We start from the raw sequence: 21,152 nt of genomic DNA, 5'->3' as shown, positions 1-21,152 counted from the left end.
ACACCCCCTCACGAACGTGCATTCCGTGCGGAAAATCCGCCGGATCACCGCACGGAATGCACGTTCGGCCCAAGGGAAGGGCGGATGGGAAGGGAAGTGGCTCTAGGGACGTAATCCGGTCGGGTGCGCGGTTACTTCATCTTGAAGACCGGCTTGCGCTTCTCCTTGAACGCCCGCGGGCCCTCCTTGGCGTCCTCGGAGAGGAACACCTCGATGCCGATCTTGGTGTCGATCTTGAACGCCTCGTTCTCCGGCAGGCCCTCGGTCTCCCGGATCGACCGCAGGATCGCCTGCACGGCCAGCGGACCGTTGTTGTTGATCACCTCGGCGATCTCCAGCGCCTTGTCCAGCGCGGTGCCGTCCGGCACGACGTAGCCGATCAGCCCGATCTCCTTGGCCTCGGCGGCGGTGATGTGCCGGCCGGTCAGCAGCAGATCCGCGGCGATGGTGTAGGGGATCTGGCGCACCAGCCGCACGGCCGACCCACCCATCGGATACAGGCTCCACTTCGCTTCGGAGATCCCGAATTTCGCGCTCTCCCCGGCGATGCGGATGTCGGTGCCCTGCAGGATCTCGGTGCCGCCGGCGATGGCCGGACCCTCGACCGCGGCGATCAGCGGTTTGGTCAGCCGCCGGCCCTTGAGCAGCGCGGGGATCGTCGACGGGTCGTAGCTGCCGTCCTTGAACGAGTCGCCGGGCGGCCTGGCCGTCGCGGCCTTGAGGTCCATGCCGGAGCAGAAGTAACCGCCCGCGCCGGTGAGGATGCACGTCCGGATCTCCGGGTCGTTGTCGACACGGTCCCAGGCCTCGACCATGGTGGCGAGCATCTCGGTCGACAGCGCGTTGCGCGCTTCGGGCCGGTTCAGTGTCAGGATCAGCGTGTGGCCGCGTTGCTCGATGAGAGCGTGCGGCTGCGATCCGAGTGCGCTCACGGGTTGGTCCACCTTCCTGCGCTCGAGTCAGCGACTTGTCAGAAAATGTAACACGTTCTAATTTGGGTGCGTGGCCCTCAACATCGCCGACCTCACCGAGCACGCAATCGATGCCGTTCCCGACCGCGTCGCGCTGATCTGTGGCGACGATCAACTGACCTACGCCCAACTGGAGGAAAAGGCCAACCGGCTGGCGCACTACCTCCTGGACCAGGGGGTGCGGAAGGATGACAAGGTCGGCCTGTACTGCCGGAACCGCAACGAGATCGTGGTCGCCGCCCTGGCCTGTGTGAAGGCCGGCGCCATCGCGGTCAACGTCAACTTCCGCTACGTCGAGGCCGAGTTGCGCTACCTGTTCGACAACTCCGACATGGTCGCGCTCGTCCACGAACGTCAGTACAGCGACCGGGTGGCCAATGTGCTGCCGGAGACTCCGAAGGTCAAGACCATCGTGGTCATCGAGGACGGCAGCGATCTGGACTACCAGCGCTACGGCGGGGTGGAGTTCGAGGCCGCGCTGGCCCAGGGCTCGCCCGAGCGGGACTTCGGCCCGCGCAGCGCCGACGACATCTATCTGCTCTACACCGGCGGCACCACCGGCTTCCCCAAGGGCGTGATGTGGCGCCACGAGGACATCTACCGGGTGCTGCTGGGCGGCATCGACTTCGCCACCGGCGAGTACGTGGCCGACGAGTACGACCACGCCAGGCAGGCCAAGGAGAACCCGCCGATGGTCCGCTACCCGATCCCGCCGATGATCCACGGTGCCACCCAGTCGGCGACCTGGATGGCGTTGTTCGGTGGCGGCACCGTGGTGCTCGCGCCGGAGTTCGACCCGGCCGAGGTGTGGCGGACCTGTGAGAAGCACAAGGTCAACCTGTTGTTCTTCACCGGCGACGCGATGGCCCGGCCGCTGGTCGACGCGCTCACCGCGCCGGGCGCGAACTACGACCTGTCGAATCTGTTCCTGCTGGCCAGCACCGCGGCACTGTTCTCGCCGAGCCTCAAGGATCAGCTGCTCGAACTGCTGCCGAACCGGATCATCACCGACTCGATCGGCTCCTCGGAGACCGGGTTCGGCGGTTCGAGTGTGGTCACCAAGGGGCAGACCCACACCGGTGGTCCGCGGGTCACCATCGACAAGAACGTCGTGGTGCTCGACGAGGACGGCAACGAGGTCAAGCCCGGCTCCGGGGTGCGCGGCCTGATCGCCAAACGCGGCCACATCCCGCTGGGTTACTACAAGGACGAGAAGAAGACCGCCGAGACGTTCAAGACCATCAACGGGGTGCGCTATGCGATCCCGGGCGACTGGGCCACGGTCGAGGCCGACGGCACTGTGACGATGCTGGGCCGCGGTTCACAGTCGATCAACAGCGGCGGCGAGAAGATCTACCCCGAAGAGGTCGAGGGTGCGCTCAAGGGCCATCCCGACGTGTTCGACGCGCTGGTGGTCGGCGTGCCCGACGAACGCTTCGGCCAGTGCGTGGCCGCCGTGGTGCAGCGCCGGCCCGGCACCAACCCGACCCTGGCCGATCTGGACGCGTTCGTGCGCCAGGAGATCGCCGGATACAAGGTGCCGCGCAAGATCTGGTGGGTCGACGAGATTCAGCGCACCCCGGCCGGCAAGCCGGATTACCGCTGGGCGAAGGAACAGACCGAGGCCCGCGAGCCGGACGAGGTGCACAGCAGCCACGCCGGCGCCGGTGGAGGAGCGAAGTAGTCAGATGCGCACCGAACTGTGCGAGCGCTTCGGGATCCGCTACCCGATCTTCGTGTTCACCCCGTCGGAGAAGGTCGCCGCGGCGGTGAGCCGGGCCGGGGGGCTGGGTGTGTTGGGCTGCGTGCGGTTCAACGACCCCGACGACCTGGAGAACGTCCTGTGCTGGATGGACGACAACACCGACGGCCTGCCCTACGGGGTCGACGTGGTGATGCCGGCCAAGGTGCCCACCGAGGGCAGCGCGGTGGACATCGACAAGCTCATCCCGCAGGGCCACCGCGACTTCGTCAACAAGACGCTCACCGAGTTGGGCGTGCCGCCGCTCTCGGAGGATCAGCAGCGCAATGAGGGCGTGCTGGGCTGGCTGCACTCGGTGGCCCGCAGCCACGTCGATGTGGCGCTCAAGCATCCGATCAAGCTGATCGCCAACGCGCTGGGCTCGCCGCCCACCGATGTGATCGAGCGGGTGCACAAGGCGGGGGTGCCGGTCGCCGCGCTCGCCGGCAGTGCCAAACACGCGCAGCGGCATGTCGACAACGGTGTGGACATCGTTGTCGCGCAAGGACATGAGGCCGGCGGGCACACCGGCGAGATCGGCTCGGTGGTGCTGTGGCCGGAGATCGTCGACGCGGTCGGCGATCAGGTCCCGGTGCTGGCCGCCGGGGGTATCGGTACCGGCCGACAGGTCGCCGCGGCGCTGGCGCTGGGTGCGCAGGGCGTGTGGATGGGATCGGCGTTCCTGACCTCCGCAGAGTACGACCTGGGGGTGCGCCGGGAGTCCGGCATCTCCACGATCCAGCAGGCGCTGCTCGACGCGACCTCGGCCGACACCGTGCGGCGGCGCATCTACACCGGTAAGCCGGCCCGGCTGCTCAAGAGCCGCTGGACCGACGCCTGGGATGCCCCGGACGCGCCGGAACCGCTGCCGATGCCGCTGCAGAACATCCTGGTCAGCGAGGCTCATCAGCGGATGAACTACTCCACCGATCCGACCACGGTGGCGATGCCGGTGGGGCAGATCGTCGGCCGGATGAACGAGATCCGACCGGTGGGCGACATCATCGCCGACCTCGTCGCCGAATTCGAGGAGGCCACCCGCCGCCTCGACACCATCCGGGACGGCTGACCGGACCCGATCCGGTTTCACGGGGCCTGAGCAGCGCTTTCCCGGTTCCTTCCCTTGTGACGCCGGCGCGGCATACCATCTGTGGTAAGCCACGTCACACAGGTCGACTGGGGGTCCCATGACCGCAGAAGCGCCGGCACAGGTCACACAGCTGGAGGTGCGCCGTCCGTTCCCGGATCGGATGGGCCCTCGCGGCAATCTGATCTACAGGCTGATCTCGACCACCGATCACAAGCTGATCGGGATCATGTACGTCGTCACCTGCTTCGTCTTCTTCTTCATCGGCGGGCTGATGGCGCTGCTCATGCGGGCCGAGCTGACCGCGCCGGGGCTGCAGTTCCTGTCCAATGAGCAGTACAACCAGCTGTTCACCATGCACGGCACGGTGATGCTGCTGTTCTATGCGACACCGATCGTGTTCGGGTTCGCCAACCTGGTGCTGCCGCTGCACATCGGCGCGCCGGACGTGGCGTTCCCCCGGCTCAACGCGTTGAGCTACTGGTTGTTCCTGTTCGGCGCATTGGTCGCGATGGGCGGTTTCTTCACCCCGGGTGGCGCGGCGGACTTCGGCTGGACCGCCTACGCCCCGTTGAGCCATTCGCTGTACTCGCCGGGGGTGGGCGGCAACCTGTGGATCTTCGGGCTGGCAGTCGCCGGTCTGGGCACCATCCTCGGTGCGGTCAACATGATCACCACCGTGGTGTGCATGCGCGCCCCGGGCATGACCATGTTCCGGATGCCGATCTTCACCTGGAACATCCTGGTCACCTCGATCCTGGTGCTGTTGGTGTTCCCGCTGTTGACCGCCGCGCTGCTGGGCCTGGCGGCCGACCGCATCGTCGGCGCGCACATCTACGACCCGGCCAACGGCGGGGCGTTGCTCTACCAGCACCTGTTCTGGTTCTTCGGGCATCCCGAGGTGTACATCATCGCGCTGCCGTTCTTCGGCATCGTCAGCGAGATCTTCCCGGTGTTCAGCCGCAAACCGATCTTCGGCTACACCACGCTGATCTACGCCACCATCGGCATCGCGGCCCTGTCCATGGTGGTGTGGGCGCACCACATGTTCGCCACCGGCGCCGTGCTGCTGCCGTTCTTCGCGTTCACCACCTATCTGATCGCGGTGCCGACCGGGATCAAGTTCTTCAACTGGATCGGCACCATGTGGAAGGGGCAGCTGACGTTCGAGACGCCGATGCTGTTCTCGGTCGGGTTCATCGTGACGTTCCTGCTCGGTGGGCTCACCGGCATCCTGCTGGCCAGCCCGCCGCTGGACTTCCACGTCCACGACACCTACTTCGTCGTGGCGCACTTCCACTACGTGCTGTTCGGCACGATCGTGTTCGCCACGTTCGCCGGTGTGTACTTCTGGTTCCCGAAGATGACCGGCCGCATGCTCGACGAGAAACTCGGCAAACTGCACTTCTGGCTGACCCTGATCGGGTTCTGGGTCACCTTCCTGGTGCAGCACTGGCTGGGCAACGAGGGCATGCCGCGGCGTTACGCCGACTACCTGCCCACCGACGGGTTCACCGAGCTCAACATCGTGTCCAGCGTGGGTGCGTTCATCCTCGGCGCGTCGATGCTGCCGTTCATCTGGAACGTGTTCAAGAGCTGGCGTTACGGTGATCCGGTGACGGTGGACGATCCGTGGGGTTACGGCAACTCGCTGGAGTGGGCGACCACCTGCCCGCCGCCGCGGCACAACTTCTACGAGCTGCCGCGGATCCGCTCCGAGCGTCCGGCGTTCGAGCTGCACTATCCGCACATGATCGAGCGGATGCGGGCCGAGGCCCACATCGGCCGGTCCCACGGTCCGGACGACGGCGACGTCACCCGGCTGGACGACCAGAACGTCCGGACCTGACGGGAGCATCTCCCGTCGGCTTCCCGGGGATCAGCCGAACGACTCGCGGATCGCCTCGACCGGTGACCGCCAGCTGATGTCCAGGTCGCGCCGGGTCGCCGAATCGTCGGTGGGGGTGGCGGCGGTGAGCAGCATCGCAGCCTCGTAGCTGAGACCGTCCCCGACCGGCACCACCTGACCGACCGCGTCCGACAACCGGCCGAAGGCGCGGAACACCGCCGGGGTCACCGGGATCCGCCGGATCCGACGGCCGAGCCCGGACTCCAGAGCGGAGATCATCTCGTCGAAGGTGAGCATGACGCCGCCGCAGATGTAGCGGTGCGGGCCGCGGCCCGGCTGCATCAGCCGGGCGTGCACCTCGGCGACGTCGCGGACGTCGACCATCTGCATGCCGCCGCGCATCCGCGGGGCGACCCGCCAGCGCACCATCGGCGCCCACCCCCGCTCGGTCACCCCGGGTGCGCTCAGCAGCGCCCGGCCCACCACGCTGGACGGATAGGTGACGACGACGGGCGCGCCGTCGGCCTGCAGCCGCCGGGCGGCCCGGTCGGCGTACGCCTTGGTCTGGGCGTACGGACTGCGGCCGGCGGCCGGCGGGGTGTCCGGGCCGATCACCCCGTTCGGTGGCGGGAACAGTGCGCTGTAGCTGCTCACCGACACCACCGGGTCCAGCCCGGCGTCCACGGCGGTGCGCAGCAGCCGCTCGGTGGCGTAGGCGTTGATCTCCCACATCAGTTGTTCCCGCCGCCGGTCGGTGCCCACCACGCCGGCGGCGTGCCACACCGCGTCGCAGTCGTGCAGCAGTTCCTTGACGGTCCGTTCGTCGCGGACGTCGCCGCGCAGCGTGTCGACCTCACCGTATTCGGCCAGGCCGCGGGCGATGGCGGTGTCGGTGGGGGAGTCGGTCACCAGCAGGCGGACCCGGTGGCCCGCTGCCAGCAGGGCCCGCACGGTGTGGGTGCCCACATATCCGGTTCCGCCGGTCACGGCGATGCGCATCGGTCTCCTCGGGGTCGTTCGATCGGCCACACCGGGTCGGCGCAGTCGGTCGCCTCGGCGGACAGCTGTCGTTTGAGCACCTTGAACGTCTCGGTGCGCGGCAACACCTCGGCCACCCGCACGAAGGACGGCCACTGTTTGGGGCCGAGATCGGGTTGGTCGGCGAGGAAGTCCCGGAACCGTCCCGGGTCGAACTCCGCGCCGTCGGTCAGCACGAGCGCCGCCATCACCCGGTCGCCCACCGCGGGATCGGGGATCGGATACACCGCGGCCTCGACGACATCGGGGTGGCGCAACAGGATTCGTTCGATCGGCGCGGTGCCCAGGTTCTCCCCGTCGACCCGCATCCAGTCGCCGAGCCGGCCGGCGAAATAGATGTAGCCGTTCTCATCGCAGTAGCCGAGGTCCCCGGTGTGGTAGACGCCGCCGGCCATCCGCTCGGCCTCGGCGTCCGGATCGTTGTAGTAGCCCCGGAACCACCCCGGCCCGGTCGGGTTGACGATCTCGCCGATCTTTCCCGGCGGACAGGGCTCCCCGGTGTCGACGTCGATGATCGCGACCTCGTCGGTGAGCGGTCCCAACGCCCCGTCCGGGGTGTCGGGGGTGCGGGCGATCGCCACCCCGCCCTCGGTGGATCCGAAACCGTCCACCACCAGCACGTCGAACCTGCGGGCGAACCTGGCGATGTCGCGTGGCGCGCCCTCGTTGCCGTACAGGATCCTCAACGGGTTGTCGGCGTCGTCCGCGCGCGGCGGGGTGGCCAGGATGTAGGACAGCGGTTTGCCGACGTAGTTGGCGTAGCTGGCCCGGTAGCGGCGCACATCCGGAATGAACTGGGATGCCGAGAATCTGCGCCGCAACGCCACCGACGCGCCGGCCGCGACGGCGACTGCCCAGCCGGCCATGATCGCGTTGGAGTGGAACAGCGGCATCGACAGATAACAGGTGTCGGCCGGACCCAGACCGAATCGGGTGGCCAGCATGGTGCCGGGATGGGCCACCTTGTCGTGGGTCACCCGGACCGCCTTCGGGTCGCCGCTGGTGCCCGAGGTGAAGATCAACATGAACAGGTCGTCGGGCGCCGCGCGCCGGAACCGGACCGGTGCGCCGCGGTGGGCGGCCAGCTCGTCGGCGAACCGCGGTGCGGTGACGTCGATGAAATCCACACCGGCGGGCACCGATTCGGGATCATCGGCCAGCACCAGCCGGCAGTCGGCCCGCTCGATGTCGCGGACCAGGGCCGCGCCGCGCCGGGTCGGGTTGAGCCCGACCGGCACCAGCCCGGTCATCGCGGCGGCGACCAGCAGGGCCGAGAACATCGGCGTGTTGCCCGACAGCACCCCGACATGGGGCGGCCGGTTCGGGTCCAGCCGCGCGGTGAGCGCCGCCGCCAGCGCCGAGGCCTGTTCGAGATGGGCCCGCCACGGGGTGAACTCGTCCTCGAACCAGACGCCCCGGTCCTCGACGTCGATCAGCGGTTCGAGCAGTGCGGTGACGGTTTCGGCCATCAGATCCGCGGGATCACACCGGTGTGTCGGCCAGTTGACCGCCGATCTGCAACAGCTGCCCGGTGGCGCTGCCGAGGGTGAACTCGGTCTGTTTGGCCGCCAGGAAGTACCGGTGCACCGGATGATCGATGTCGATGCCGACCCCGCCGTGCACGTGAACCGCGGTGTGCGCGACCCGGTGGCCGGCCTCGGCGGCCCAGAACGCAGCGGTGTGCACGTCCACGTCGGCCGGCATCTGCTCGGACACCCGCCACGCCGCCTGGGTGAGGGTCAACCGCAGACCCTTGATGTCGATGTAACCGTCGGCGAGCCGCTGGGACACCGCCTGGAAGCTGCCGATGGGGCGGTCGAACTGCTCGCGCTCGCGCGCATAGGCCGCGGTCATCTCCAACGCCCGCTCCAGCACGCCGAGCTGAAAAGCGCTGTGGCCCAGAATGTTGCGAATCTTTATCCAGCGCAGCGCGGCTTCGTCGGCACCGACGGTCCGATCCGGCGGCAATACCGTGCCGGCCAGCTCCAGCCGGCCCACGCTGCCGCGTCCGGTGGTGTTCAGCGCCGTGACGGTGACGCCGGGATCGTCGGCCGCCACCAGGAAAACCCGGGTGCCGGAGTCGGTTTCGGCGGGAACCAGGAATCCGTCCGCCACCGGGCCGAAGCGCACCAGGGTGCGGGTGCCGGTCAGGGTGTGGCCGGAGTCGGCATTGACCTCGGCCCGGACCGGCCCCTCACCCGTCTCGCCCTCGAGTGCGGCGGTGAGGATGCGCTGTCCGCCGACGGCCGGGGCTGCCCACTGTTCCCGCTGCGCATCCGACCCGAACTCGGCCAGCGCGCCGGCGCCGAGCACCACCGACTCCAGGTAGGGCACCGCCCCGAGTTGACGGCCCAGCGCCACGAGCACCGCCACCTGCTCGAGCACACCGAAACCGCCGCCGCCGATCGATTCCGGCGCCGCCGTCGACAACACGTCGGCGTCGATCAGCTTGGCCCACAGTTCGGTGTCGAAGCGCTGCTCGAGTTTGTCGAGCTCACGCTGATGCTCGTGGGTGCACACCGATTCGGTGATGGTGCGCACCAGCCCGCCCAGTTCCTCGGCGGCCTCTGTCGATGTGAAGTCCATGTGAGTCCTCGATTCCTACCGGTTCACCCTGGGCAGGCCGAGCGCGACCATGCCGATGATGTCGCGCTGAACCTCGTTGGTGCCGCCGCCGAAGGTCAGGATCAGGCAGCTGCGGTGCATCCGTTCGATCCGCCCCCGCAGCAGCGCGCCGGGGGAGTCCGGGCGCAGTGTCGCCCTGGTGCCCAGCACCTCCATCAGCAGCCGGTACGCCTCGGTGGCCAGCTCGGTGCCGAACACCTTGGCCGCCGACGCGTCCGCCGGGGAGGGCGCCGCCGCGTCGCTGGACGCCAGTTCCCAGTTGATCAGCTTGAGCACCTCGGCCTTGGCGTGCACACGGGCCAGGTTCAGCTGCACCCACTCGGCGTCGATCACCCGGGGGCCCCGTCCGTCCGGCGAGATGTGAGTGCTCTGCGCCCATTCCCGGACCCCGTCGAGCGCCAGGAAGATGGGTTGGGCGGAGACGAGCGCCACGCGCTCGTGGTTGAGCTGATTGGTGACCAGCTTCCAGCCCTCGTTCTCCTCGCCGACGCGGTTGCTCACCGGCACCCGCACGTCCTGGTAGTAGGTGGCGCTGGTGTCGACACCGGCCATGGTGTGCACCGGGGTCCAGGAGAAGCCCTCCGCGGTGGTGGGCACGATCAGCATCGAGATTCCGCGGTGCTTCTTGGCTTCCGGGTTGGTGCGGACCGCCAGCCACACGTAGTCGGCGTACTGGATCAGACTGGTCCACATCTTCTGACCGTTGATCACGTACTCGTCGCCGTCGCGCACCGCGGTGGTGCGCAGCGAGGCCAGGTCGGTGCCCGCGCCCGGCTCGGAGTAACCGATCGAGAAATGCAGCTCACCCGCGGCGATCTTGGGCAGGAAGAACTTCTTCTGCTCCTCGGTGCCGAAGTGCATGATCGTCGGCGCGACGCTGTTGATGGTCAGGAACGGCACCGGTGCGCCGGCGATCGCGGCCTCATCGGTGAAGATCAGCTGGTCCATCGCCGACCGGGCCTGACCGCCGTATTCCTTCGGCCAGCCCAGCGCGAGCCAACCGTCGCGACCCATCTGGGCGACGGTCTCGCGGTAGACGTCGCCGCGCCCGTATTCGCCTTCGGCGGAGTTCAGCGCTTCCACCCGGTCGGGCGTCATCAGTTTCGAGAAGTAGGCCCGCAGTTCGCGGCGCAACTCCTCCTGCTCGGGCGTGTAGCCGATCCGCATGAGTGTCCTTTGCCTCGACGGGAGGGGTGACCCAGATTCTCACCCGGTTGTAACACGTTCTAGTCTGGCGGTCCAGATGGCAATGCGCCGAGGCGGGGGTCCGGCGGGTCGTATTCTGACCATCATCCGCGGCTGCACAGACGGCAACCGCGAGGGCAAGGAGGTTGCGATGCGAGTGGAAGTGGACCGGGACCGTTGTGAGGGCAACGCGATCTGCGTGGGCATCTCCCCGGAGATCTTCGAGCTCGACGATGACGACTACGCGGTGGTCAAGCTCGATCCCATCCCGGCGGAGTTGGAGCAGAAGGCACTCCAGGCCATCGACGAATGCCCTCGGGCAGCCCTGAATCGCAGAGACTAGAGGTATTCATAAATTGACGACCAATACGCCAGCCACGAACGATCTGTCCGGGCTGGTCGCGGTGGTGACCGGCGCCGCGGCCGGCCTGGGCCGGGCCGAGGCGATCGGCCTGGCCCGTGCGGGTGCGACCGTCGTGGTCAACGACATCGCGTCGGCACTGGACACATCCGACGTGCTCGACGAGATCGCCGCCGCCGGCTCCAAGGGGGTGGCGGTCGCCGGCGACATCAGCCAGCGGGCCACCGCCGACGAACTGGTTCAGACCGCCGACAACCTGGGCGGATTGGGCATCGTCGTGAACAACGCCGGGATCACCCGCGACAAGATGCTGTTCAACATGTCCGATGAGGACTGGGACGCCGTCATCGCGGTGCACCTGCGCGGTCATTTCCTGCTGACCCGCAATGCGGCCGCCTACTGGCGCGCCAAGGCCAAGGAGTCCGGCGGGCAGGTGTACGGCCGGATCATCAACACCTCCTCGGAGGCCGGGCTTTCCGGTCCGATCGGGCAGGCCAACTACGGCGCCGCCAAGGCTGGCATCACCGCGCTCACCTTGACGGCGGCGCGGGCGCTGGAACGCTACGGGGTGCGGGCCAACGCCATCGCGCCGCGGGCCCGTACCGCGATGACCGCAGCGGTGTTCGGCGACGAGCCCGAGCTCGCCGAGGGGCAGATCGATCCGCTGTCACCGGAGCACGTCGTCACCCTGGTGCGGTTCCTGGCGTCGCCGGCGTCCGAAGCGGTCAACGGGCAACTGTTCATCGTCTATGGTCCGACTGTGACGTTGGTAGCAGCACCCACCGCCGAGCGGCGCTTCGAGGCCCGGGCCGACGCCTGGGATCCGGCCGACCTGAGCGAGACGCTGCGGTCCTATTTCGCAGACCGTGATCCGAACCGCGGGTTCTCGGCCACCGAACTGATGGGCGTGACGGACTGACCGGGACTGAACGGACGACGGTAAATGCGACTAGAACGTGTTCCAGAATGATGTCGGTCACATTTGCTCTGACCAGCAAAAAGAGGCCGATTTTGCTGCAAAATAGCAGCTTTGACACTGTGAACTCGTTCTAGTTACTATGATCCCGCTCACCGAGAGCAACGTCCACGCCAGTTCGGGGAGCCGGCTTGTGTCCGCGCATTCGAACATGCTGGCCGTGGCGATTCTGTGGAGTCCCGTGTTTCTAGAACGGAGCCGAGATTGATCCAACAGCTCGCGGTCCCGGCCCGGGCCGTGGGCGGGTTCATGGAGATGTCCGGCGAAACCTTCGTCAAGATCTTCCGGCGTCCGTTTCAGCTCCGGGAGTTTCTCGACCAGACCTGGATGATCGCGCGGGTCTCCCTGATCCCGACCCTGCTGGTGTCCATACCGTTCACCGTGCTGGTCGCGTTCACGCTCAACATCCTGCTGCGGGAGATCGGCGCCGCCGACCTGTCCGGGGCCGGAACCGCTTTCGGCACCATCACCCAGCTCGGTCCGGTGGTGACCGTGCTGGTGGTCGCCGGGGCCGGGGCCACGGCGATCTGCGCGGACCTGGGCGCCCGCACCATCCGCGAGGAGATCGACGCCATGCGGGTGCTGGGCATCGATCCGATCCAGCGGCTGGTGGTGCCCCGCGTGCTGGCCTCGACCTTTGTGGCACTGCTGCTCAACGGGTTGGTCTGCGCGATCGGGCTGTCCGGCGGCTATGTGTTCTCGGTGCTGTTGCAGGGGGTCAACCCCGGCGCGTTCGTCAACGGTCTGACCGTGCTCACCGGGCTGCCCGAACTGCTGCTCGCCGAAGTCAAGGCGCTGTTGTTCGGGGTCACCGCCGGTCTGGTCGGCTGCTACCGCGGTCTGACCGTCAAGGGCGGCCCCAAGGGCGTCGGTGAGGCGGTCAACGAGACCGTCGTCTACGCCTTCATCTGTCTGTTCGTCATCAACGTCGTCATGACGGCGCTCGGTACGCAGGTGCTGGACTGATGGGGGTCGCCGATGAGCTATGACGTGACCCTGCGGCTGCGCCGGGCGTTCCGGATGGTGCCCAAGGCGGTGGACGCCTTCGGCGAACAGGCGCTGTTCTACGGCGAGACCGTGCGCTACATCCCCAACGCGGTCACCAAGTACCGCAAGGAGACGATCCGGCTGGTCGCCGAGATGACCCTGGGCACCGGCGCCCTGGTGATCATCGGCGGCACGGTCGGGGTCGCCGCGTTCCTGACGCTGGCCTCCGGTGGTGTGGTGGCGGTGCAGGGCTACGACTCGCTGGGCAACATCGGCATCGAGGCCCTCACCGGGTTCCTGTCGGCGTTCCTGAACGTGCGCATCATCGCGCCGGTGATCGCCGGTATCGCGCTGGCCGCGACCATCGGCGCCGGCACCACCGCCCAGTTGGGGGCGATGCGGGTGGCCGAGGAGATCGACGCGGTCGAATCGATGGCGGTGCACTCGGTGTCCTACCTGGTGTCCACCCGGCTGATCGCGGGTCTCATCGCGATCGTCCCGCTGTACTCGCTGTCGGTGCTCGCGGCGTTCTTCGCCGCCCGGTTCACCACCGTGTACATCAACGGCCAGTCCGGCGGCCTGTACGACCACTACTTCAACACCTTCCTCAACCCCGACGATCTGTTGTGGTCGTTCCTGCAGGCCATCGTGATGGCGGTCGCGGTGATGCTGGTGCACACCTACTACGGCTACAACGCCTCCGGCGGCCCGGTCGGCGTGGGCATCGCGGTCGGTCAGGCCGTGCGGACCTCGCTGATCGTCGTCGTCGTCCTGACGCTGTTCATCTCACTGGCCGTCTACGGGGCGTCCGGTAACTTCAACCTCTCCGGATAAGGGGGACAATGGCGGACACCGGCTCCAGGAGACTGCACGTGAGGATCGCCGCGGCGATCCTCGCCGCGGTCATCGTGGCGTTCGTCGTGTTCACCTACCTGGCGTACTCCGCGGCCTTCGTGCGCACCGACACCGTCACGGTGACCGCGCCGCGCGCGGGCCTGGTGATGGAGCGGGGTGCCAAGGTCAAGTACCGCGGCCTGCAGGTCGGCAAGGTCGACGACATCGAATACACCGGTGACGACGCGAAATTGACGTTGGCGATCAACCGCGATCAGATGCGGTTCATCCCGTCCAACGCCCCGGTGCAGATCGCCGGCAACACCATCTTCGGCGCCAAGTCGGTGGAGTTCCTGCCGCCGGAGCGGCCCGAACCGACCGCGTTGCGGCCCGGCGCACACGTGTCGGCCGGCGATGTGCAACTCGAGGTCAACACCTTGTTCCAGACCCTGATGGAGGTGCTGAACCAGGTCGATCCGATCGAGCTCAACGCCACCCTCACCGCGCTCGCCGAGGGACTGCGCGGCAACGGTGACAACCTCGGTGCCGCCCTGGTCGGCGCCAACGAGCTTGCGGCGCGGTTGAATCCGAAGATGCCGACGCTGCAGGAGGATTTCCGGCGGACGGCCGCGGTCGGCGCGGTCTACTCCGACGCCGGGCCGGACATCGTGACGATCATCGACAACGCCCCGACCCTGAGCGCCACCATCACCGAACGCGAAAACGATTTGAACGCAACCCTGTTGGCCGCAACCGGGCTGTCGGACACCGCGGTGGCGACCCTGGAACCCGGCGCCGAGGACTACATCGCGGCGATCCAGCGCCTCCGGGCGCCGCTGAAGGTCACCGCCGACTACTCACCGCAGTACGGATGTCTGCTGCAGGCCATCGACCGCGCCATCCGGGAGTTCGCCCCGGTGATCGGCGGCACCCGGCCCGGTCTGTTCACCTCGTCGAACTTCCTGCTGGGTTCGCCGTCGTACACCTACCCGGAGAGCCTGCCGATCGTGAACGCCAAGGGCGGGCCGAACTGCCGGGGCCTGCCGGACATGCCCGGCAAGCAGGGCGGCGGCTCCTGGTACAAGGCGCCGTTCCTGGTGACCGACAACGCCTATATCCCCTATCAGCCGTTCACCGAGCTGCAGCTCGACGCTCCCTCGACCCTGCAGTTCCTGTTCAACGGCGCGTTCGCGGAACGGGATGACTGGTGATGAATCCTCGGGCAACCATGATCAAGGTGGTGGTGTTCACCATCGCGATGGTGCTGGTCGCCGCCGGCCTGGTGGTGGTCTTCGGCGAGTTCCGGTTCGCCTCCGGCCGGACCTATCACGCCACCTTCACCGACGCGTCGCGGTTGGAGACCGGCGACGACGTCCGCATCGCCGGTGTCCCCGTGGGCACCGTCAAGAGCGTGAAACTCAACGAGGACAACACCGTTGACGTCTCCTTCGACGTCAACAAGCGGTATCAGCTCTACACCTCGACCCGCGCCCTGATCCGCTATGAGAACCTGGTCGGCGATCGCTACCTCGAAATCGCGTCGGGCCCGGGTGAATTGAAGAAACTCCCGCCGGGCGGGCGGATCCCGCAGACCAACACCCAGCCGGCGCTGGACCTCGACGCGTTGCTGGGCGGCCTGCGACCGGTGCTCAAGGGCCTGGAGGGTCACAAGGTCAACGAGATCAGCACCGCGGTGATCCAGGCGCTGCAGGGCCAGGGCGGCGCCCTGTCCGAACTGCTGGCCAACACCGGTTCGTTCACCCAGCGCCTCGCCGACCGCTACTACGTCATCAACGACGTCATCACCCACCTCAACGCCGTGGTCGGAACGCTCGACGAGAAGAGCGCCGAATTCGATGCCAGCGTCGATCAACTGCAGCAACTGATCACCGGCCTGGCCGAGGGCCGCGATCCGATCGCCGGCGCCCTGCCGCCGCTCGCGTCGGCCGAGAACGACCTGACCGACATGCTGCGCAACGGCCGCCGGCCGGTGCAGGGCGTGCTGGAGAACCTGCGGCCGCTGGCCACCGAGATCGACAACCGCAAGGAGGAGGTGAACCGGGTCATCGAACCGCTGGCCGAGAACTACCTGCGGTTGCAGTCGCTGGGCGCCTACGGTGCCTACTTCAACATCTTCTACTGCTCGACCCGGATCAAGATCAACGGACCCGCGGGCAGCGACATCCTGATCCCGTTCGGTGGCCCACCGGACCCGTCGAAGGGGAGGTGCTCCGAAGATGGCTGACACCGGCGAGCGGAATCCGCTCCGCACCGGCATATTCGGCATCGCGATCGTGATGTGCGTGGTGCTGGTCGCGTTCGGTTTCCAGACGCTGCCGTTCCTCAAACAGGGCAGGGCGTATGCGGCGTACTTCGCCGACGCGGGCGGTATCACGCCGGGCAACGCGGTCAACATCTCCGGAATCAAGGTCGGCGACGTGACCGGTGTGCACCTGGCCGGCGACAAGGCCAAGGTCACCTTCACCGTGGACCGCACGGTGCGGGTCGGCGATCAGTCCCTGGCGTCGATCAAGACCGACACGGTGCTGGGGGAGAAGTCGCTGGCGCTGAAACCGGCGGGCAGCGGGCAGGTCACCGTCATCCCGGCCGAACGCACCACCTCGCCGTACACACTCAACAACGCGTTGCAGGATCTCACCACCAACGTCGGCGACCTGGATCAGGAACGGTTCACCGAGGCGCTCGGGCTGCTCACCGAGGCGTTGCAGGACGCCACCCCGCATCTGCGCAGCACGCTGGACGGGGTGACCGCGCTGTCGGCCAGCATCAACGCCAACGACGCGGCGATCGCGCAGCTGCTGGCCAGGGCCCGCTCGGTCAGCCAGGTGCTCGCCGAACGCGCCGGTCAGGTCAACCAGCTGGTGCTGGACGGCAACCGGCTGCTCGCCGCGCTGGATGAGCGGCGCGCCGCGCTCAGCGCATTGATCGCCGGCATCGACGATGTCTCCGAACAGCTTTCCGGGTTCGTGGCCGACAACCGCCGCGAGTTCGGGCCGGCGCTGGCCAAACTCAACCTGGTGCTCGACAACCTGTTGGAGCGCAGGGAACACATCAGCGCCGCGCTGAAGCGGGGCCCGGCCTACGCCACCGCGCTCGGCGAGGTGGTGGGCTCCGGGCCCGGCTTCCACATCAACCTCTACGGGCTGCCGCCCGGACCGATGGCGGAGGTGCTGCTCGACGTGTACTTCCAGCCCGGCAAGCTGCCTGACAGCCTCGCCGACTATCTGCGCGGGTTCATCTCCGAACGTCTGATCCTGAGGCCGAAGTCGCCATGACCGACACCACGACACAGCGCAACCGCAGAGCCCTGCGCTACCTGGCCGTCGCGATCCTGGCGATCGCGCTGACAGGTGGCGCGCTGCAGGTGTGGCCGAAGGCCACCAGCCGGACCCTCGTGGCCTACTTCTCCTCGGCCGTCGGCATCTATCCGGGCGACGACGTGCGGGTGGTGGGGGTACCGGTGGGACGGATCGAGGCGATCGAACCGCAACCCGACTCGGTCAAGATCACCATGCGGGTGAACAACGACGTCCAGGTGCCGGCCGATGTGCGGGCGGTGATCATGGCGCCGAACCTGGTGTCCGCCAGGTTCGTCCAGCTCACCCCGGCCTACACCGAGGGGCCCACACTCGAGGACGGCGCCGTGCTCGACACCGACCGCACCGCGGTGCCGGTGGAGTGGGACCAGGTCAAGGAGGAACTGACCAAGCTCAGCACCCAGCTCGGCCCGGGCGGGCAGGATGTGCAGGGGCCGTTGAGCGCATTCGTCAACCAGGCCGCCGACACCTTCGACGGCAACGGCGACTCGTTCCGCAGCGCGCTGCGCGAACTTGCCCAGACCGCCGGCCGGCTCGGCGACAGCCGCACGGACCTGTTCGGCACCGTGAAGAATCTGCAGATCCTGATCGACGCGCTGTCCAACAGCAATGAGCAGATCGTGCAGTTCTCCGGGCATCTGGCGTCGGTGTCACAGGTGCTGGCGGAGAGTTCGACGAACCTCGACGGCACGCTCGCCACGCTGAATCAGGCGCTCAACGACGTGCGGGAGTTCCTCGACGAACGCAACTCCACCCTGATCGAGAGCGTCGAGAAGATCACCGACCTGTCCAGTCTGTTGACCAGTCACAGCGACGACATCGAGCAGCTGCTGCACGTCGCGCCCAACGGGCTGTCGAACTTCTACAACATCTACAACCCCGCTCAGGGTTCGATGGCCGGGCTGCTGTCGCTGCCGAACTTCGCCAACCCGGTGCAGTTCATCTGCGCCGGCTCGTTCGAATCCGGTGCCACCACCGACAATTACAAGCGCACCGAGATCTGCCGGCAGCGGATGGCACCGGTGCTGCGGCGCATCATGATGAACTACCCACCGATGATGTTCCACCCGATCAACAGCATCACCGCCTACAAGGGGCAGATCATCTACGACACCCCGGCCACCGAGGCCAAGGCGCGTACCCCGATTCCGCAGCTGCAGTGGCAGCCCAACCCGGGCGCCAATCCGCCCGATCTGCCGCCGGACACCGATCTGTCCGAGCTGATCCTGCCGCCGGCGCCGGAAGAGTCGGAGGCGGGCGGATGACGGAGATGCGAAACACTCTGCGGCGCAGCGCAGTCCGCGCGGTGGCCATCGTCTCCGGGGCCGCGTTGCTGGCCGGCTGTCAGTTCGGTGGACTGAACTCGCTGAACCTGCCTGGCACCGCCGGGCACGGCCCGGGCTCCTACGTGGTGACCGTCGACGTGCCCGACATCGCGACGCTGCCGCAGAACTCGCCGGTGATGATCGATGACGTCACGGTCGGCAGTGTGTCCGGCATCGATGCGGTGCAACGGCCGGACGGCAGCTTCTACGCCGCCGTGCAGCTCTCCCTGGACGGCCATGTCCGGATGCCGGCCAACTCGAGGGTCAAGATCGCCCAGACGTCACTGCTGGGCTCCCAGCACGTGGAGCTGTCACCCCCGCCGGCCGGGGTGGCGCCCGTCGGGGAACTGCGCGACGGCTCCCACATCGAGCTGGACGCCGACAGTCGCTACCCCACCACCGAGGAGGTGCTGTCCTCGCTCGGCATGGTGGTGAACAAGGGCAATCTGGCCTCCCTGCAGGACCTCACCGACGAGGTGTACGCCGCGGTGGCCGGCCGCTCGATGGACTTCGCCGACCTGGTGCCCAGGCTGGCCGAGCTGACCCGGGCGCTGGACCAGCAGACCGACGACATCATCGCCGCGGCCGAGGGCATCGACCGGTTCGCCGCGCTGCTGGCCGACAGCACCGACAGCCTGGGACGCACCCTGGACACGCTGCCGGGCGCGCTGCGGGTGCTCAACGAGAACCGCGCCAACATCGTCGACACCTTCGCCGCGCTGCAGCGCTTCGCCAACGTCGCCGCGCACGTGCTGGCCGAGACCAAGGACGATTTCGCCGCGGACATGAAGGATCTGTATCCGGTGATCAAGGCGGTCAACGACAACCGCGCCGACTTCGTCACCGGGCTGGATCTGCTGCCGACGTTCCCGTTCACCACGAAGTTCCTACGCCGCGCCGTGCGGGGTGACTACCTCAACGTGTTCACCACCTTCGACCTCACCCTGCGCCGGATCGGCGAATCGATCTTCACGACTTCGCCTTTCGACCCGAACATGGCGCATCTACATGAGGTGGTGAACCCGCCGGACTGGTTGATCGGACAGCAGGCCAACCTGTCCGGGCAGGCGGCCGACCCGTTCAAGATCCCGCCGGGCACCGCGTCGGGCCAGGAGGAGCCGATCTCATGATCGACCGGTTGACCCGGATCCAGCTGCTGATCTTCGCGGTGGTGACCGCCGTGACCGTCGGGCTGCTCGCGACGTACTACCTGCATCTGCCGGCCCGGCTGGGCCTGGGCGCCTACCGGGTGACCGCGGAGTTCGACGCCGCCGGCGGCCTGTACGACCACGCCAACGTCACCTACCGCGGCGTGACCGTCGGGCGGGTGGAGAAGGTGGAGCTCACCGACGACGGGGTGGCCGCCCGCATGCGGATGGAGAGCGGGGTGCGGATCCCCGGCAACGTCACCGCCACGGTCAAGAGCATGTCGGCGGTCGGGGAGCAGTACGTGGACCTGGTCCCGCCCGAAGGGGAGGCGACCGAGTCGGTGCTGGCCAACGGCGCGGTGATCGGCAAGGACCGCACCGCGATCGGCCAGGACGTCGCGGGGCTGCTCAGGGAGGCCGACGAGCTGGTCAGCAGCCTGAGCAACACCAGACTGCGGGAACTGCTGCGCGAGACGTTCAACGCGTTCAACGGCTCCGGACCGGAGCTGGCCCGGCTCATCGAGTCGGCGCGGCTGCTGGTCGACGAGGCCAACGCCAACTGGCCCGAGACCGAGCGGTTGATCGACCAGGCCGGTCCGCTCCTGGAAGCGCAGATCCGCGCCGGCGACGACATCCGGTCGCTGGCCGACGGGTTGGCCCGGTTCACCAGCGAACTGCGGCAGGCCGATCCGCAGGTGCGTGCGGTGCTGGCCACCGCCCCGGGCGCCGCGGACACCGCACACCAGACGTTCGCCGGTATCCGGCCGTCGTTCCCGGTGCTGGCCGCCAGCCTGGCCAACTTCGGCCGGATCGGCGTCATCTACCGCGACTCCATCGAGCACGTGCTGGTGGTGTTCCCGGCGCTGTTCCAGGCGTTGATCACGGTCGCCTACGGCGTCCCGAAGGACGAGGGCGGCAAGCTGGACTTCAAGATCGACCTGGGCGACCCGCCGCCGTGTTCGGTCGGGTTCCTGCCGCCCACCCAGATCCGGTCGCCGGCCGACACCACGGTGCGTGACCTGCCGTACGACATGTACTGCAAGGTGCCGCACAACGATCCCAGTACGGTGCGCGGCGCCCGCAACTATCCGTGCATGGAGTTCCCGGGCAAACGCGCCCCGACGGTGCAGCTGTGCCGCGACCCGGAGGGGTACAAGCCGCTCGGCAGCAATCCGTGGCGGGGTCCGCCGATCCCGCCCGGCACACCGGTCACCGACGGCCGGAACATCCTGCCGCCGAACCATTATCCGTACATCCCGCCGGAGAACGATCCGGATCCGGGCCGGCCGTATGCGCCGGGCTTCTATCCGTCCGAAGGCCCGCCGCCGGGTCCCGGGCCGGCGCCCCATCAGCCGTGGCAGCCGTTCCCGCCCCCGCCGGACGGTCCGCCGCCCGCGGTGACGCCGTATCTGCCGCCGGATCCGTTCCCGCCGCAGCCGCCGATGCTGCCGTACCCTGCGGAGATCCCGCCGCCCCCGCCGCCGGTGGGCACCGGGCCGGCGCCGCAGGCCTCCGGGGACCAACCACTGGCCAGCGGGGCGCCGACGGTGGCAACGTACGATCAGCAGACCGGCACGTTCGTCACCCCCGACGGTGACGTCGGGGTGTACGCACCGGGGGCTGACAACATCCGGCCCGCCGAAACGTGGGTGGACCTCATGCTCGATCCGAGGCAGGCCTAGACACC

General features: G+C 67.9%; 18 protein-coding genes. 13 read left to right on the top strand and 5 right to left on the bottom strand.

All coding sequences use genetic code 11. The features are described 5' to 3' along the window. Nucleotides 1-131 precede the first annotated feature (131 nt). Nucleotides 132-932 (bottom strand): crotonase/enoyl-CoA hydratase family protein, encoded by an 801-nt coding sequence (locus tag CKW28_RS20080; RefSeq protein ID WP_003926326.1) that lies wholly within the window; start codon nucleotides 930-932, stop codon nucleotides 132-134. 70 nt (nucleotides 933-1,002) lie between these two features. Here CKW28_RS20080 and CKW28_RS20075 point away from each other — a divergent pair, with 70 nt between their 5' ends. The 3 genes from CKW28_RS20075 to ctaD all read left to right on the top strand — a co-directional run bounded on the left by CKW28_RS20075 (nucleotide 1,003) and on the right by ctaD (nucleotide 5,648). Continuing rightward, the gene (locus tag CKW28_RS20075) at nucleotides 1,003-2,655 is read left to right on the top strand and encodes a medium/long-chain-fatty-acid--CoA/3-oxocholest-4-en-26-oate--CoA ligase (protein ID WP_003926325.1); all 1,653 of its coding nucleotides are present in this window, start codon (nucleotides 1,003-1,005) and stop codon (nucleotides 2,653-2,655) included. 4 nt (nucleotides 2,656-2,659) lie between these two features. Beyond that, entirely contained in the window at nucleotides 2,660-3,781 is a 1,122-nt protein-coding gene (locus tag CKW28_RS20070; RefSeq protein WP_003926324.1) for an NAD(P)H-dependent flavin oxidoreductase, read from the top strand. A gap of 118 nt (nucleotides 3,782-3,899) precedes the next feature. After that, a complete protein-coding gene (gene ctaD, locus CKW28_RS20065; RefSeq protein ID WP_003926323.1) occupies nucleotides 3,900-5,648 on the top strand; it encodes an aa3-type cytochrome oxidase subunit I in 1,749 nt (582 codons plus the stop codon). 30 nt (nucleotides 5,649-5,678) lie between these two features. Here the strand turns inward: ctaD and CKW28_RS20060 are convergent, their stop codons facing one another. The 4 genes from CKW28_RS20060 to CKW28_RS20045 are packed head-to-tail and all read right to left on the bottom strand — an operon-like array spanning nucleotide 5,679 to nucleotide 10,478. Beyond that, nucleotides 5,679-6,647: an NAD-dependent epimerase/dehydratase family protein gene (locus CKW28_RS20060; protein WP_003926322.1), complete on the bottom strand. Its 969-nt coding sequence runs from the start codon at nucleotides 6,645-6,647 to the stop codon at nucleotides 5,679-5,681. Continuing rightward, nucleotides 6,632-8,155 (bottom strand): long-chain-fatty-acid--CoA ligase FadD17, encoded by a 1,524-nt coding sequence (gene fadD17 / locus CKW28_RS20055; RefSeq protein ID WP_003926321.1) that lies wholly within the window; start codon nucleotides 8,153-8,155, stop codon nucleotides 6,632-6,634. Before fadD17 ends, CKW28_RS20060 begins: the two co-directional genes overlap by 16 nt. A 13-nt stretch (nucleotides 8,156-8,168) precedes the next feature. After that, nucleotides 8,169-9,272, bottom strand: a complete 1,104-nt coding sequence (locus CKW28_RS20050; protein WP_003926320.1) for an acyl-CoA dehydrogenase family protein — start codon at nucleotides 9,270-9,272, stop codon at nucleotides 8,169-8,171. Nucleotides 9,273-9,287: 15 nt separating this feature from the next. Next, nucleotides 9,288-10,478: an acyl-CoA dehydrogenase family protein gene (locus CKW28_RS20045; protein WP_003926319.1), complete on the bottom strand. Its 1,191-nt coding sequence runs from the start codon at nucleotides 10,476-10,478 to the stop codon at nucleotides 9,288-9,290. A 169-nt stretch (nucleotides 10,479-10,647) separates the two neighbouring features. Between CKW28_RS20045 and CKW28_RS20040 the strand changes: the two genes are divergently transcribed. From CKW28_RS20040 to CKW28_RS19995, 10 genes are all read left to right on the top strand, one after another. Then, a complete protein-coding gene (locus tag CKW28_RS20040; RefSeq protein WP_003926318.1) occupies nucleotides 10,648-10,839 on the top strand; it encodes a ferredoxin in 192 nt (63 codons plus the stop codon). A gap of 13 nt (nucleotides 10,840-10,852) precedes the next feature. After that, nucleotides 10,853-11,776, top strand: a complete 924-nt coding sequence (locus CKW28_RS20035; protein WP_040547176.1) for a 3-oxoacyl-ACP reductase — start codon at nucleotides 10,853-10,855, stop codon at nucleotides 11,774-11,776. A gap of 261 nt (nucleotides 11,777-12,037) precedes the next feature. Continuing rightward, nucleotides 12,038-12,799, top strand: a complete 762-nt coding sequence (locus tag CKW28_RS20030; protein WP_003926316.1) for an MlaE family ABC transporter permease — start codon at nucleotides 12,038-12,040, stop codon at nucleotides 12,797-12,799. 12 nt (nucleotides 12,800-12,811) lie between these two features. Continuing rightward, on the top strand, nucleotides 12,812-13,654 hold the full coding sequence (locus CKW28_RS20025) for an MlaE family ABC transporter permease (RefSeq protein ID WP_003926315.1): 843 nt from the start codon (nucleotides 12,812-12,814) through the stop codon (nucleotides 13,652-13,654). Nucleotides 13,655-13,662: 8 nt separating this feature from the next. Then, on the top strand, nucleotides 13,663-14,865 hold the full coding sequence (locus CKW28_RS20020) for an MCE family protein (protein WP_003926314.1): 1,203 nt from the start codon (nucleotides 13,663-13,665) through the stop codon (nucleotides 14,863-14,865). Then, on the top strand, nucleotides 14,865-15,899 hold the full coding sequence (locus CKW28_RS20015; protein ID WP_040547174.1) for an MCE family protein: 1,035 nt from the start codon (nucleotides 14,865-14,867) through the stop codon (nucleotides 15,897-15,899). The genes CKW28_RS20020 and CKW28_RS20015 overlap by 1 nt, the downstream gene beginning before the upstream one ends. Then, complete coding sequence (locus CKW28_RS20010; protein ID WP_003926312.1) at nucleotides 15,892-16,950, top strand: MCE family protein; 1,059 nt, start codon at nucleotides 15,892-15,894, stop codon at nucleotides 16,948-16,950. Before CKW28_RS20015 ends, CKW28_RS20010 begins: the two co-directional genes overlap by 8 nt. After that, complete coding sequence (locus tag CKW28_RS20005; protein WP_003926311.1) at nucleotides 16,947-18,257, top strand: MCE family protein; 1,311 nt, start codon at nucleotides 16,947-16,949, stop codon at nucleotides 18,255-18,257. Before CKW28_RS20010 ends, CKW28_RS20005 begins: the two co-directional genes overlap by 4 nt. Then, nucleotides 18,254-19,447, top strand: coding sequence for an MCE family protein (locus tag CKW28_RS20000; protein WP_003926310.1), 1,194 nt, complete (start codon nucleotides 18,254-18,256; stop codon nucleotides 19,445-19,447). Before CKW28_RS20005 ends, CKW28_RS20000 begins: the two co-directional genes overlap by 4 nt. Next, nucleotides 19,444-21,147: an MCE family protein gene (locus CKW28_RS19995; protein WP_003926309.1), complete on the top strand. Its 1,704-nt coding sequence runs from the start codon at nucleotides 19,444-19,446 to the stop codon at nucleotides 21,145-21,147. Before CKW28_RS20000 ends, CKW28_RS19995 begins: the two co-directional genes overlap by 4 nt. The last annotated feature ends 5 nt before the right edge of the window (nucleotides 21,148-21,152 follow it).

Source organism: Mycolicibacterium thermoresistibile (assembly GCF_900187065.1).
GTDB lineage: Bacteria > Actinomycetota > Actinomycetes > Mycobacteriales > Mycobacteriaceae > Mycobacterium > Mycobacterium thermoresistibile.
The sequence above is the reverse complement of the archived record's forward strand: the minus strand, read 5'-3'. Positions and strand labels throughout refer to the sequence as shown.